A 14,255-nucleotide genomic window follows, 5' to 3' on the forward strand; every position below is an offset into this window, starting at 1 on the left:
ACCAGCACGAATGGAGGCACCCGGCGGTACCGTTCGCCGCGCGGTTCAGCTACGGCGGACCAACGGGAAGGGCAGGGTCTCGCGGATGGTGAGGCCGGTGAGGAACATGACCAGCCGGTCCACGCCGATGCCGAGTCCGCCGGTGGGCGGCATCGCGTATTCGAGCGCGTCGAGGAAGTCCTCGTCGATCTCCATCGCCTCGGGGTCGCCGCCCGCCGCGAGCAGCGACTGTGCGGTGAGCCTGCGGCGCTGTTCTACCGGGTCGGTCAACTCCGAGTAGGCCGTGCCCAGTTCGGTTCCGAAGGCGACCAGGTCCCAGCGTTCGGCGAGCCTGGGGTCGGTGCGGTGCTGGCGGGTCAGCGGGGACACCTCGGTCGGGAAGTCCTTGTAGAAGGTGGGCAGCTGGGTCTTCTCCTCGACGAGTCGCTCGTACATTTCGAGGACGACGTCGCCGCGCGTGTTCTCCGGGGTGTGCGGCACTCCGGCCCGGTCGCAGAGCCGGCGCAGCGCCTGTTCGTCGGTGTCGGCGCCGACCTCCTCGCCGAGCGCCTCGGAAACCGCGCCGTACAGCGTCTTGACGGGCCAGGGCCCGGAGATGTCGTACTCCACGACCTTGCCGTCCGGTCCCGCCTTGCGGGCGATCGGGGAGCCGAAGGCGGCGGTGGCGGCGCCCTGGATCAGCTCGCGGGTGAGGTCGAGCATCACGTCGTAGTCGGCGAACGCCTGGTAGGCCTCCAGCATCGTGAACTCGGGGTTGTGCTTGTAGGAGACGCCTTCGTTGCGGAAGGTGCGGCCCATCTCGAAGACCTTCTCCACGCCGCCGACGCAGAGCCGTTTGAGGTACAGCTCGGGCGCGATGCGCAGATAGAGGTCGAGGTCGTAGGCGTTGATGTGGGTGGTGAAGGGGCGGGCGTTGGCGCCGCCGTGGATCTGCTGGAGCATCGGCGTCTCGACCTCCAGGTAGCCCCGGTCGAGGAGGCCCTGGCGCAGCGCCTGGACGGCGGTGGAGCGGTGCCGGACCACGTCACGGGCCTCCGGGCTCGCCACCAGGTCGATATAGCGCCGGCGCACCCGGGCTTCGGGGTCGGCGAGGCCACGCCGCTTGTCGGGCAGCGGGCGCAGGCACTTGGCGGTCATCTGCCAGCCGGTGGAGAAGAGCGAGAACTCGCCCTTCTCCGTGGTGGCGCTGGTGCCGGTCGCGGTGATGTGGTCGCCGAGGTCGACGTCGTGGGTGAACCGGTCGAGGACGGGTGCGCCCGCGCCCTCGCGGGTGAGGACCACCTGGAGGTCGCCCGACCAGTCGCGCAGCACGGCGAAGACGACGCCGCCGAAGTCGCGCACGGCCATGACGCGGCCGGCCACCGTGGCCTCCGTGCCCTCACCGGCGGCCCTGAGACCGGCCAGGGTGTGGGTGCGGGCGGCGATGACGACGGGGTAGGGATCGGTACCGCCCGCGCGCAGCCGGTCGAGCTTGTGGTGGCGTACCCGTACCTGGTCCGGAAGTTGACGCTCCGTCACATCTCCTGCGCCGGCCCCGGTGAGGCCGAGCGCCTCGATGGAGGGCAGACCCGCGGTGGTGACGGGCTTGGTGACGCCCTTGGGGCGTCCGTTGCCCCAGAGCTTGCGCAGGCTCGGAACGGAGACGAAGCCCTCGGCGATCCCGGAGGCGAGGCCGACCCGGGCGAGCGAGCCCGCGTCGCCGTAGCAGAGGAAACGGGGGAACCACTGCGGCTGGTACTTCACGTTGGAGCGGTACAGGGCTTCGAGCTGCCACCACTTGGAGAAGAAGAGCAGCAGTCTGCGCCACAGCCGCAGCACCGGTCCGGCTCCGATGCGGGCGCCCTCCTCGAAGGCCGAGCGGAACACCGCGAAGTTGAGGGAGACCCGGCGCACCCCCAACTTCGGTACGGTGGCGCACAGTTCGGCGACCATGAACTCCATGACGCCGTTGGGCGCGCTGCGGTCGCGACGCATCAGGTCGAGCGAGATGCCGTCGGGGCCCCACGGCACGAAGGAGAGCAGCGCGATGAGGCCGCCGTCGGCGTCGAAGGCCTCGACGAGCAGACAGTCGCCGTCGGCGGGGTCGCCGAGCCGGTCGAGGGCCATGGAGAAGCCGCGCTCGGTCTCGGTGTCGCGCCAGGCGTCGGCGCGGTCGACGATGCGCCGCATCTCCTCGTCGCTGAGCGCCGAGTGGCGGCGGATCCGCGTGGTGGCGCCGGTCCGCTCGACGCGGCGGACGGCCTGGCGCGTGACGCGCATGTCACGGCCGTCGAGGTCGAACTTGGCCACGTTCAGGATCGCCTCGTCGCCGAGCTGGATGGCACCGAGCCCGTGACGTGCGTAGGCGGTCGCGCCTTCCTCGGACGCGCCCATCACGGCGGGCGCCCAGGCGTACTGGCGGGCGATGTCGAGCCAGGCGTCGATGGCGGGGGCCCAGGCGCCCGCGTCGCCCACCGGGTCACCGCTGGCGAGCGCCACGCCCGCCTCGACCCGGTAGGTGACGGCGGCCTTGCCGTTGGGCGAGAACACCACGGCCTTGTCGCGGCGGGTGGCGAAGTAGCCGAGCGAGTCCTGGCGGCCGTACGCACCGAGCAGGGCGCGGATGCGGGGCTCCTCGTCGCCGTGCAGGGCGGCTTCCATGCGCTGCGAGCGGAAGAGCGAGGAGGCGGCCGTCAGGAGGGCGACGGCGCCGAACAGGCCGAGGAAGAAGTACAGGGGCCTCGGCGGGCTCCCGTCGAACTGGCCGCCCGAGGCGAGCCCGCCGAAGACGCGGTTGGCGGCCCACAGCAGGCGCTGGCCGCGCGGCAGCGTGCCGGGGAACAGCTCCACGAGGCCCCAGCCGACCAGGACGCCGGCCGCGAGCCCGAGGCAGAGCACCCCGACGGCCCGGCGGAAGGCGCCCCTGCGGGTCTGTGCGTAGAACTGCTTGCGCGCCACGATCAGGATCACCAGGGCGGCGCCGCAGAAGACGCCGTTGGGGATCCACGCCCATTCGGTGACCGCGACGAGGAGCACGTCGAGCAGGAACAGCAGGCCCAGGTAGATGACGACGAGCCACCAGGCGACCTTCTTGCGGGCGCCGATCGCGGCCGCGAGCAGCAGCAGGAACACGGCGTACGCGAGGTTGGCGCTGACCGGCACGGTGACCCGGTCGAAGAACCACGAGATCGGATGGAGCAGCCTGCGCAGCGGGGGGATGAGGGCGATGACGGCGCAGAACAGCCCGAGCGCGCCGAAGAACATCGCGAACGCTTCCGGGACCCGCCCCGAGAAACCGGTCCGGGACGGCATCGGCGCCGCCGTGCTGACAGTCATGTTCAGCACTCTAGGGAGGGGGGCGCCGGGCCGCCTGTCGGAGCCGCCACCCGGCCGGTTAGCCTCACAGCGTGACAGAGCAGCGGCCCCAGCCCCACCCCGAGTCCCAGCGCTTCGAACGCGGCACCGACGGTCCGAAGGTGATCGTCGCCGGTGTCGACGGCTCGGACTCCTCGCTCAGAGCGGCGGCGTACGCCAGCGGCCTGGCCCGGCGCCAGAACGCCCTGCTCGCCATCGTGTACGTCCAGCCCGTGCTTCCCGCGGGTGCCGCGCTCGGCGCGCCGGTCGCCGACACCACCGGCGAGATCGCCGAGGGCCTGGTCGCCGAGATCAGGGCGGCGGCGGAGCGGGTGCGGGAGATCTGGGACGTCCGCTGGGAGTTCCACACCTTCCGCGGCGACCCCTACTCCGGCCTGGTGACCGCGGCCGACGAGCTCACGGCGGACGCGGTGGTGGTCGGCGCGTCCGAGTCGGCGGGCCACCGCATCATCGGTTCGGTGGCCGTGCGCCTGGTCAAGGCGGGCCGCTGGCCGGTCACCGTGGTGCCGTAGCGGGCGGGGCCGCTCCGGCCGCACGCCGTGCCGCGGCGGCCCGGCCGCCCGCCTGCCTGCCCGCCTGTCCACCTGCCGGTTCAGCGGGACATCTTCAGGCCGTCCTTCGCCGCGCCGCGGCTCAGGACCGCCTCGCTGATCTGCTCCTGCGTGGCGGTGTAGTCCTCCTGGCCGGGCGCCTTCGCCAGAGCGTCGGGCAGGCTCATCACGCGGCCGCGGTCCACGTCGATCCACTGCGGGACGAATTCCGCCCTGCGGACCTCCCAGCGTGAGCCGGGTCTGCTGGGCGGGGCGAAGGTGAAGCGGGCGATCGAGCTCATGTTGCCGCGGTCGTCGCGCGCACCCGTCTCGTTGAACATCTCGCCCGCGATCTGGTCGCCCTCCCCGTAGACGATCCAGGTCCCGTTGACCTTCTCGTACGCCTGCGGGATGTGCGCGTGGGTGCCGAGGATCAGGTCGATGTCGGGACGGTCGCCGGTCTTCGACGCGGTGAGCGCCTTGCCGAGGGAGAGCTGCTGCTCATCGGGCTCGGTCTGCCATTCGGTGCCCCAGTGGAGGCTGACGACCACGACGTCGGCCCCCGCCGCACGGGCCGCCCGCGCATCCGCGATGATCTTCTTCTGGTCGATGAGGTGGACCGCCCACGGCCGGCCTTCCGGCATCGGGTAGCCGTTGGTGTCGTAGGTGTAGGCGAGCTGTGCGACCTTGGCGCCGCCGGCCGACATCAGCGCGGGCCGCGCGGACTCCTGCGCGGTCCGGCCGGAGCCGGTGTGTTTCAGGCCCGCCCTGTCGAAGGCCTTCAGGGTGCGGGCGAGACCGTCGGCGCCGTCGTCGAGGGTGTGGTTGGACGCCGTCGAGCAGGAGTCGTAGCCGGTGTCCTTCAGGGCGGCGGCCACCTGCGGCGGGGACGTGAAGGCGGGGTAGCCGGTGAAGGGGCCCTCGTCGGGGCCGTACACCGTCTCCATGTGACAGATCGCCAGGTCGGCCCGGGAGACGATGGGCTTCACGCCCGCGAGCATCGGCCGGAAGTCGTAACTCCCGTCCTGGGCATCGGACTTGGCGCGCTGAATCGTCGAGTCGTGCGGCAGTACGTCGCCGGTCGCCACCAGGGTGAAGGGGCGCTGCGCGGGCGCCGCGCCGGAGGCCGGTGAGCGCTGGGCGTTCCGACCGTGCGGGGCCGTGTGCCCGCCGGCGCATCCTGTCGTGGCCGCGAGCAGGAGGGCGGCCAGGGCCGCCGCCCGACGTCGGGCGCGTGGGGTCGGCTTGTGCATCGGCGTCGGACTCCGTTGGTCGGGGACGGGGGCGAGCGGGGACGCGTGATCGCGGGGCGCGTGCGACCGGGGCGGTGTCTGTCCGGGGCGGTGTCTGTCCGGGGCGGTGTCTGTCCGAAATCCACCCCGTGGGAACCGGCCGGTCAAGCCGAAAAGCCGTTGATAGGACTAAAGATCGCTGGAACGGACGCACTCCGGCCGGGGCGCGGTGGCCGGCCGGCGACCGCTCGACGCACCACTCGCCGCTCGCTTCGACCGCTCGTCGCAGCGTGCCGTGCGAGCCCTGTCCCCCCGCGCCCGTACGCGCTCGGATACGGAGCGTCCGAGCGGTTCCGGGGAAAGGGCGTGCACGGTGACGACGGCGGTCGCGGAGATACGGCGCTACGCCCGCGAGGGGGACCTGGCCGAACTGCAGCGCGTGCACGGCCCCGCGCTGCTGCGCTTCCTGCTCGGACTGACCTACGGCGACCGCCAGCGCGCCGAGGACCTGCTGCAGGAGACGCTGGTACGGGCCTGGCAGCACCCGGAGGCCTTCGACGCCCCCTACAGCTCGATGCGGCCGTGGCTTTTCACCGTCGCCCGGCGTCTGGCCATCGACGCCCGGCGCGGCCGTCTCGCGCGTCCCGCGGAGGTGGGTGACGAGGTGCTGCTCGCGACGCCGGCACAGGACGGCGACCCCACCGAGCGGTCCGCCGCGGCCCTCGACGTCCGTGCGGCCGTGAGGTCGCTCACACCTGAACACCGCGCGGTCCTGGTGCAGTTGTATTTCCGCGGCCTGAGCGTGACCGAAGCGGCCGATGTGCTCGGTGTGCCGCCCGGGACGGTCAAGTCCCGTTCGTACTACGCGCTGCGCGCGCTCGGCCGGCTCCTGCCCGGCTATTCTGCGTCAGGCCCCGAAGGGCTCTCCTCGGTGGGTTCCAGGTCCGCCTCGGTGAGCAGGGCGAGCAGTGAGGCCGCCTCGGCGGCCTCCAGAAAGGCACCCCGGCACGGTGCGCACCGGCGCAGATGCGCGGCGACGGCGCGGTCCTCGCCGGGCGTGAGGGCGCCCAGCACGTAGGCGCCGAGCAGCTGCCGCACATGCATGAGCACCTCGTGTCGTGTGACGGATCCTGCCCTTCTGGCCACGGCGGGCACGCGCCCCCGGTTCAATGCTCCCTGGAGCTCCCCGGGAGCGCCGGGACGGTCGATGAAAGAGGCGAGACAGGATGCGTCCGGAGGGAAGCAACGGGACCAGCGGTGGCGAGCTGGTGGTGCCGATGGCATGGATGTACGCGGAGTACATCGCGGATGAACTGCTGCGTACCGGCGACCTGATGCCGCCGACGACGCTGGAGTTCCGGGCGGGGCGCCACGCCCTGGCCCTCACGATCTTCCTGTCCGACGGGGCGGTCGGCGGGGCGCGGGTGGTGGCCCGTCTGGAGGAGTGGAGTTCGCTCACCGCGGCCGGCCGGCCCTGGCGGCGCTGGGTCCGTGGACGGCTGCGCGGGCTGGCCCGCGACCCCGGGGCGGGTCCCGATCTGGCGCTGGCCCTGGCCGCGTGGCGGTGGCTGGAGGAGACCGAGCTGCTCGCCGCGGATCTGGACGCGGTGGTGCCGGGCGGGGTCGATCCGCACACCCGCGAGGAGGACGAGCCGCGGGTGTGGACACCGGCCTGGGAACTCGGGCTTCCCCTGGGCCACCTGGCCATTCACCTGTTCTGAGCACACGGCACGCGGGACCTCAGCTGTGGACGCCCGCACGGTATTTCGGGATGCGCGCCGTCACCTTCATGCCCGCGCCGACGCCGGTCTCGATGACCAGGCCGTAGGCGTCGCCGTACACCTGACGCAGCCGTTCGTCGACGTTGAGCAGGCCGATGCCGCCCGAGGGCTCGCCGTCGCCGCGCAGGATGCGACGCAGGCGCTCGGGGTCCATGCCCGCGCCGTCGTCCTCGATGACGACCTCGGCCTCGTTGCCCGCGTCCAGGGCGCTGATGGTGATGCGCAGGGGCGCGTCGCGCGCACCCACGGCGTCGACCGTTGGGGCCCCGGTCTTGACGACGGCGCCCTCGACGCCGTGTTTGACGGCGTTCTCGACGAGGGGTTGCAGACAGAGGAACGGCAGGGCGACCGGCAGGACCTCGGGGGCGACTTGGAGGGTGACAAGGAGCCGGTCGCCGAAGCGCGCCCGCACCAGCTCCAGGTACTGGTCGATGCAGTGCAGTTCCTCGGCGAGCGTGGTGAAGTCGCCGTGCCTGCGGAACGAATAGCGCGTGAAGTCGGCGAATTCCAGGAGCAGTTCGCGGGCGCGCTCGGGGTCGGTGCGGACGAACGAGGCGATCGCGGCGAGGGAGTTGAAGATGAAGTGGGGGGAGATCTGGGCGCGCAACGCCTTGATCTCGGCCTCGATCAGGCGGGTGCGGGAGCGGTCGAGCTCGGCGAGTTCCAGCTGGACCGAGACCCAGCGGCCGACCTCGCCCGCCGCGCGCGCCAGGACCGCCGACTCGCGCGGCGCGTAGGCGACGAGCACGCCGAGCACCCGGTGGTCCACCGTGAGCGGGACGGCGACCGCCCAGCGCAGCGGACAGTCCGCGTCCTCGCAGGACAGCGCGAACGCCCTGTCGCGCCCGGTGTCGAGCAACGCCCTTATCTGACGCATCACTTGGGGCCCGTGGTGCTGCTCCCCCGCCCCGTCCCAGGTGAGGATGGTGTCGCGGTCGGTGAGGCAGAGGGCGTCGGTGCCGAGGAGCGAGCGCAGACCCCGGGCGGACTTGCGGGCGGCCTCCGCGGTGAGCCCGGCGCGCAGCGGGGGCGCGGCCAGCGAGGCGGTGTGCAGCGTCTCGAAGGTGGCGTGCTCGACGGGGGTTCCCACATCGCTGGGACGGGCCCGGCGCGCGGTCCGCCGGCCGAGCAGGAATCCCGCGGCGGCGAGGAGCGGGCCGAGGAAGAGCAGAGCGGCGAGCGTCATCGGGGGCCTCCTCGGCGGACCGGCGCCTCGGGCAGGTGGAAACGGGCCAGGGCGGCGTTGGTGCCGGGCGGGATCCGCCCCGGGGTCGCCAGCGACACCCCGGTCATGGTGAGGAAGGCGAGGGGCACCGACCACACCGCGGGCCGGGCGAGGAGCGCGTGCACGAGGCCGGGCGGGACCGCGCCGAGTGCGGTGACGGCCACGGCGACCAGCGCCGAGCCGCCGCCGATCACCAGCCCCGCGGCCGCGCCCGGAGGGGTCAGCCGCCGCCACCAGATGCCGAGCACGAGCAGGGGACAGAACGAGGAGGCCGACACCGCGAACGCCATGCCGACGGCGTCGGCCACCGGCACCGCGCTCACCAGGAGCGCGACGCACAGCGGCACCAGGATGGCGAGCGGAACGGCGAGCCGGAAGTGGCGCACCCCGCGCGCGGGCAGCACGTCCTGGGTGAGGACGCCCGCGACCGCCATGGTCAGGCCGGACGCGGTCGACAGGAACGCGGCGAAGGCGCCGCCCGCCACCAGCGCGCCGAGGAGATCGCCGCCGGGCCCGCCGACCAGCCGCGCGGGCAGGAGCAGCACGGCGGCGTCGGCGTCGCCGGTGAGGGCGAGTTCGGGTGCGTACAGGCGCCCCAGCGCGCCGTAGACGGGCGGCAGCAGATAGAACGCGCCGATGAGCGCGAGCACCACCACCGTGGCGCGGCGGGCCTCGCGGCCGCCGGGGCTGGTGTAGAAGCGCACGACGACGTGGGGCAGGCCCATGGTGCCGAGGAAGGTCGCCACGATGAGGCCGTACGTGGCGTACAGCGGGTACTCGGTGCGGGTGGCGCTGTCGGGGACCCGCGTCGCGGCGGCGAGGTCCAGCCGGGTTCCGGCCGCGATGCGGTGTTCGCCGCTGTCGAGCGTCAGCGCCCCGCCGTCGTGACGCCGGCCGTCGACGGTGCCGTTCGCGTGCACGGGCAGCGGCCGGGTCAGGCGCAGGGTCAGATCGTCGGCGAAGCGCACGGTCCGCTCGTGGCGCAGCGCGGCCGGTTCGTCGTAGGCGGGGCGCGGCGCGCCGTCACCCCGCCAGGCGATGACCAGGAAGAACACGGGGACGAGGAGCGCGGTCAGTTTCAGCCAGTACTGGAAGGCCTGGACGAAGGTGATGGAGCGCATCCCTCCGGCGGCGACCGCGAGGACCACGACCCCGGCGACGAGCACCGGTCCGAACCAGCTCGGCGCGCCGGTGAGGATCTTCAACGTCAGCCCCGCGCCCTGGAGTTGGGGCACCAGGTACAGCCAGCCGGCGCCCACCACGAACACGCTCACCAGGCGGCGCACGGCGCGCGATTCGAGCCTCCCCTCGGCGAAGTCGGGCAGGGTGTACGCGCCCGAGCGGCGCAGCGGGGCCGCGACGAACAGCAGCAGCACGAGGTAGCCGGCGGTGTAGCCGACCGGGTACCAGAGCATGTCGGGGCCCTGGACCAGGACGAGGCCCGCGATGCCGAGGAAGGAGGCCGCCGAGAGGTATTCACCGCTGATGGCGGCCGCGTTGAGGCCGGGGCCGACCGTGCGGGAGGCGACGTAGAAGTCGGAGGTGGTGCGGGACAGGCGCAGGCCGAACCCGCCGACCAGGACGGTGGCGAGCACGACGGCGGTCACCGCCACCACGGCGTACGTCTGGCTCACGGGGCGGGACGGCCCTGCGGCGGGCGGCCCTGCGGCGGGCGGTCACGGATGGGGCGGACAGGGGCCGGGCGGTCGGCTATCAGGCGGCTGAAGTCGCGTTCGTTGCGCTCGGCGGTACGCACGTACCACCAGGCGATGAGGCAGAGCGGCGGATACAGGGCGAAGCCGAGGACCCACCAGGTGACCGCGTCGTCGTCGAGGGCGCGGAAGGCCAGGGGCAGCGTGGCGACCGTGAGCGCGAGGACCGCGAACCCACTGAGCGCGGCCCGGAGTTGACCGCGCATCAGAGAGCGTACGTACGCGCCGCCGAGCGCGGTCTGCTCGTCGATCTCGGACTGGGCACGGTGGCGCGGCAGCGGGCGGATCCTCCTCGGCTCCCCCGTGACCGTCTCGCGTCGCGCCGCCTGCTCTGCGGACATGGCGCGGAGTGTACGCAGCGGCCGGCGGATCGCGAAAGGGCCAGGTCAGTGGGGAGCGCGCCGCAGCAGGCGGTCGCGCACGGTGCGCGCGTGGCGCCGGCTGACGGGAAGTTCGGCGTCGCCGACCCGCACGCTCATGCCGCCGGCCTCCAGACGGAGTTCGTCGATCCGGTCGAGCGCGACGAGGTGGCTGCGGTGGATCCGGACGAAGCCCCGGCTGCGCCAGCGCTCCTCCAGGGTGGACAGCGGGATCCGTACGAGATGGCTGCCCCGGGCCGTATGCAGGCGGGCGTAGTCGCCCTGCGCCTCGGCGTACGCGATGTCGCCGATGGGCAGGAAGCGGGTGACGCCGCCCAGTTCGACGGGTATCTGGTCGGGTTCCTGCACGGTTGCGGCGCGGTCGCCGACGAGCTCGGCGACCCGGCGGACCGCCTCGGCCAGGCGTTCCCTGCGGACCGGTTTGAGCACGTAGTCGACTGCCTTGAGGTCGAAGGCCCGCACGGCGAAGCCCTCGTGCGCGGTGACGAAGACGATCAGGGGCGGCCGGGCGAATCCGGCGAGCAGGCGGGCGATGTCGAGGCCGGTGAGGCCGGCCATGTGGATGTCGAGGAAGACCACGTCCACGCCGCGTTCCCCCTCCTCCCCCGCGTCGAGGGCGGCGCCGATGAGCCGCAGGGCGTCGGTGGCCCCGGTGGCACCTTCGGCGCGGTGGACGCGGGGGTCGGAGCGCAGGAGGTAGAGGAGCTCTTCGAGGGCGGGGGCTTCGTCGTCGACCGCCAGTACGCGCAGCATGGGGCCGGAGTTTAGGGCCTGCCCGGCGGATCTGGCCGGCCGTGGCCCCGGGTGGGCTTGGGGCGTCGGAGACCCCCGCGTGCCGACAGGATCCGCCGGACAGGCCCTATGGGCGCGGGAGCTGGTGTCTTGAGTGTTCGCGGCGGTTTCTCCGTACCTGACGGCATGAGTTCGCCGCAGATCCATCAGGACGCCGGGGCGTACGCCCTCGGTGTGCTGGGCGCCGCCGACGCGTCCCGTTTCGAGGAGCACCTCGCCGGCTGCGCCCGTTGCCGGGCGGTGCTCGCCGAGTTCGGCGGCGTGACGGCGCTGCTCGCCGCGTACGCGGCCCAGGGTGCGGTGCCGGCCGGCCCGGTGGAGCCCGCGGTGCTGCACCGGATGCTGGGGGTGGCGGCCGGGCGGCGCCGGCGCGGGCGTGCGGTGCGGATCGCGCTCGTGGCCGCGTCGGCGGCGCTGGTGGCGGGCGGCACCGGCGCCGCCCTCGACCGTGCGGCGCCCGCGTGGCGGGTGACCTCGCACGCGCCCGGCGTGACGGCGACCCTGCTGACCGGGACGCGGGAAGGGGGCACGGACGTGGAACTCGCCCTCGCGGGCGCGGCGCCGCAGACGTGCACGCTGGTCGCGGTCGGGCGGGACGGATCGGAGCAGACGGTGGCGACCTGGGCCACGCGGGGCGGCGGCCCGGTACGGATACCGGGCGCGGCGGCTCTGCCACGGGACTCCATCGCGCGGTTCGAGGTGCGGGCGGCGGGCGGGGCGCGCCTCGCGACGCTCGCACCGGGGTGAACGGCGCGGCAGGGCGGGACGGGCCTCGCGGGGCCGGCTCGCTCCGGCCCGGCGTCCCACGCCCCGGCTCACCTCGGTCCGGCTCACCTCGGTCCGGCTCCTCCTGGTGCGGCCCTCCTCGGCGCGGCCCTCCTCGGCGCGGCCTTCTTCGGTCCGGATCCCCTCGGTCCCCTTCGTCCTGACCCGGCGCCCTCGGTCCGGCTCCTCCTGCCGCGGCCGCGCTACTTGAGGAACTTCGACGTGCGGCGGTCGGCGAGGATCTTGCCGTCGGTCTGGCAGGTGGCGCAGTACTGGAGGGAGGAGTCGGCGAACGACACCTCGCGCACGGTGTCCCCGCAGACCGGGCACGGCTGCCCCGTCCTGCCGTGCACGCGCAGCCCGCTCTTCTTCTCCGCCTTGAGGCGGCCCGCCGCCAGGCCGCGGGAGCGCTCGACGGCGTCGGTGAGGGTGGAGCGCGTCGCCTCGTACAGCCTGGTGATCTCCTCGTCGGTGAGGTGGTCGACGGGCTTGAAGGGCGACATCTTGGCCACGTGCAGGATCTCGTCGCTGTAGGCGTTGCCGATCCCGGCGATGAGCGACTGGTCGCGCAGGGCGCCCTTGAGCCGGCGCCGCTCGCCCGCGAACAGCGCGGCGAACTCGGCACGGCCGAATCCGGGGGCCAACGGGTCGGGGCCGAGCCGGGCGATGCCCGGGACCTCGCGGGGGTCGCGGACCAGGTAGGCGGCGAGGCTCTTCCGAGTACCCGCCTCGGTGAGGTCGAAGCCCGCGCCCCCGGCGAGCGTGACGCGCAGGGCGAGCGGCCCCTTGCCGGGCTTCGCCGGCGCGGTGGGCATCGTGTCGTGCCAGCGCAGCCATCCGGCACGGGCGAGGTGGACACACAGGTGCAGCCCCTCCGCCTCGATGTCGAGGAACTTGCCGTGCCGTGCGACCCCGGTGACGGTGCGCCCGGCCAGGTCGGTCCAGGGCGGGTCGTACGTCTTCAGGACGCTGATCGCGACGGGCAGGGCGCTCGCGATCTCCTGCCCGACCAGGTGGTCGGAGAGGAAGTCCCGCAGGGCCTCGACTTCGGGCAGTTCCGGCATACCTACCAGGGTGCCCCGGCCGGGCGTGCTCAGCTAGCCGCGCCCGGCCGGGGCGTTCTCCCGCTCATCCCATCGCCACGCGGTGGAACGCCGCGAGCGCGTCGTCGATGGGATGGCGCTGGGGGCGGCCCTCGGAGTCGAGGCGCCCCCACCGCTGGAGGTTGACGGCCACCGCCACCTGCCGCGAACCGTCGGTGCGGGCCATGGCCAGCGTTCCGGCACCCCAGGCCGAGCCGCCGTGCCCCCAGAACGGCCCCTCTCCGGACGCCTCCCACGGGTGCAGGCCGAGCCCGTAGGCGATCGTCCTCCCCTCCTGGGAGACGACCGGGACGGTGCGGCGCATCTGCTCCAGCGACGACGGGGCGACGATCTCGCCGGCGAACAGCAGGCCGAAGAAGCGATTGAGGTCCCCGACGGTCGATATCAGCGAGGCCGCGGTCCCCACCCAGGACATGTCGAAGACGCTGTAGTCGCGCGGGGGGTCGATCATGCCGAACCACGCCTCGTACATCCGCGCGTGCGGCCCGCCGATGTGCGGCCCGGTGGGCAGTTCGGTGTTGCGGAGCCCGGCGCGTTCGATGACGTTCTCGGTGATGCAGCGCTCGGCCGTCATGCCGCTCACCCGTTCCAGGAGTTGACCGAGGAGCAGGTAGTTGGTGTTGGAGTACACCCCCGGGGTGCCGCCGGGGGCGCCGGTGGCGGGCGCCGTGACGCCGAGTCCGATCAGGTCGGCCGGGCGGAACCGGGTGAAGCGGTGGTCGTCCAGGCTCCGGGGATCTGTGCCTGCGGCGTTCGGGAACGCCTTGAGGGAGGGGTAGGCGCGGGGGAGGTACTCGGCGAGGCCGCTGGTGTGGTTGATCAGCGTACGGACCGTGATCGCCTCGCCGCGCCCACCGGGGACCAGGGCCGGCAGGTAGTGGCCGATCGGTGCGTCGAGGTCGACGCGGCCCCGCTCCGCCTGCTGGAGCACCGCGGCGGCGGTGAAGGTCTTGGTGACGCTGCCGACGCGGTGGCGCAGGTCGGGGGTGGCGGGGCGGCCGGTGTCCAGGTCGGCGACGCCCGCGGCGCCGCGCCACACCTGATCACCGGCGCGCACCTCGGCGAACACGCCCGGTACGCCGGCCCGGTGGATGCCGTCGAGGGCGGCGTCGAGCTCCGTGGGTTCGAGCTCCGTGGGTTCGAGCTCGGCGGGATCGAATACGCCGGTCATGTCGGATGTCCTTTCGTCGGGGCGCGCGTCATTCGTCCTGGGCAGAGGGCCGCACGGGGCTCCGCCCGGGGCGGGCGGAGCGCACGGCGGGTCGCCTGCACGTGGCTGTGGCCGTGGTCGTAGTCGTAGTCGTAGTCGTGGCGGTGGCCGTGGCGCCCTCATGCCCTCACGTCCTCATTATGCACGCGGTGCGTGCAACACCAAGTGCAG

The 14,255-nt window shown here is 73.4% G+C and carries 11 protein-coding genes and 2 pseudogenes; 4 read left to right on the forward strand and 9 right to left on the reverse strand.

The features are described from left to right. Positions 1-45 precede the first annotated feature (45 nt). The gene (gene lysX, locus OG432_RS02785) at positions 46-3,315 is read right to left on the reverse strand and encodes a bifunctional lysylphosphatidylglycerol synthetase/lysine--tRNA ligase LysX (RefSeq protein WP_328307345.1); all 3,270 of its coding nucleotides are present in this window, start codon (positions 3,313-3,315) and stop codon (positions 46-48) included. 71 nt (positions 3,316-3,386) lie between these two features. Between lysX and OG432_RS02790 the strand changes: the two genes are divergently transcribed. After that, positions 3,387-3,866, forward strand: coding sequence for a universal stress protein (locus tag OG432_RS02790; RefSeq protein WP_328307347.1), 480 nt, complete (start codon positions 3,387-3,389; stop codon positions 3,864-3,866). Positions 3,867-3,946: 80 nt separating this feature from the next. Here OG432_RS02790 and OG432_RS02795 read toward each other — a convergent pair whose 3' ends face one another. Then, entirely contained in the window at positions 3,947-5,137 is a 1,191-nt protein-coding gene (locus OG432_RS02795) for a CapA family protein (RefSeq protein WP_328307349.1), read from the reverse strand. A 352-nt stretch (positions 5,138-5,489) separates the two neighbouring features. Between OG432_RS02795 and OG432_RS02800 the strand changes: the two genes are divergently transcribed. Next, the gene (locus OG432_RS02800; RefSeq protein WP_328307351.1) at positions 5,490-6,194 is read left to right on the forward strand and encodes a sigma-70 family RNA polymerase sigma factor; all 705 of its coding nucleotides are present in this window, start codon (positions 5,490-5,492) and stop codon (positions 6,192-6,194) included. On the opposite strand, the pseudogene OG432_RS02805 reads toward OG432_RS02800, so the two are convergent. Continuing rightward, a pseudogene (locus OG432_RS02805) lies at positions 6,164-6,400 on the reverse strand (hypothetical protein); the annotation flags it as partial. The gene OG432_RS02800 and the pseudogene OG432_RS02805 sit on opposite strands and share 31 nt — an antisense overlap. Here OG432_RS02805 and OG432_RS02810 point away from each other — a divergent pair. Further along, a complete protein-coding gene (locus tag OG432_RS02810; protein ID WP_328307353.1) occupies positions 6,343-6,837 on the forward strand; it encodes a hypothetical protein in 495 nt (164 codons plus the stop codon). The pseudogene OG432_RS02805 and the gene OG432_RS02810 sit on opposite strands and share 58 nt — an antisense overlap. Positions 6,838-6,856: 19 nt before the next feature. Here the strand turns inward: OG432_RS02810 and OG432_RS02815 are convergent, their stop codons facing one another. From OG432_RS02815 to OG432_RS02830, 4 genes and pseudogenes are all read right to left on the reverse strand, one after another. Then, entirely contained in the window at positions 6,857-8,083 is a 1,227-nt protein-coding gene (locus tag OG432_RS02815; protein ID WP_328307355.1) for a sensor histidine kinase, read from the reverse strand. After that, entirely contained in the window at positions 8,080-9,756 is a 1,677-nt protein-coding gene (locus OG432_RS02820; RefSeq protein WP_328307357.1) for a sodium/solute symporter, read from the reverse strand. The genes OG432_RS02815 and OG432_RS02820 overlap by 4 nt, the downstream gene beginning before the upstream one ends. Before the next feature lie 59 nt (positions 9,757-9,815). Next, positions 9,816-10,175 (reverse strand): annotated as a pseudogene (locus tag OG432_RS02825) (hypothetical protein); the annotation flags it as partial. Positions 10,176-10,220: 45 nt separating this feature from the next. Further along, positions 10,221-10,967: a LytR/AlgR family response regulator transcription factor gene (locus OG432_RS02830; RefSeq protein ID WP_328307359.1), complete on the reverse strand. Its 747-nt coding sequence runs from the start codon at positions 10,965-10,967 to the stop codon at positions 10,221-10,223. Between the two features lie 165 nt (positions 10,968-11,132). Here OG432_RS02830 and OG432_RS02835 point away from each other — a divergent pair, with 165 nt between their 5' ends. Continuing rightward, positions 11,133-11,753 carry a zf-HC2 domain-containing protein gene (locus tag OG432_RS02835; protein ID WP_328307360.1) on the forward strand — a complete coding sequence of 207 codons (621 nt, stop codon included), beginning with the start codon at positions 11,133-11,135 and terminating at the stop codon, positions 11,751-11,753. Between the two features lie 221 nt (positions 11,754-11,974). Here the strand turns inward: OG432_RS02835 and OG432_RS02840 are convergent, their stop codons facing one another. Together OG432_RS02840 and OG432_RS02845 are read right to left on the reverse strand one after the other, a co-directional pair. After that, complete coding sequence (locus OG432_RS02840; protein ID WP_328307362.1) at positions 11,975-12,835, reverse strand: Fpg/Nei family DNA glycosylase; 861 nt, start codon at positions 12,833-12,835, stop codon at positions 11,975-11,977. Between the two features lie 64 nt (positions 12,836-12,899). Further along, positions 12,900-14,045, reverse strand: coding sequence for a serine hydrolase domain-containing protein (locus OG432_RS02845; RefSeq protein ID WP_328307364.1), 1,146 nt, complete (start codon positions 14,043-14,045; stop codon positions 12,900-12,902). Positions 14,046-14,255: the final 210 nt, after the last annotated feature.

It is taken from the genome of Streptomyces sp. NBC_00442 (assembly GCF_036014195.1).
Lineage (GTDB): Bacteria > Actinomycetota > Actinomycetes > Streptomycetales > Streptomycetaceae > Streptomyces.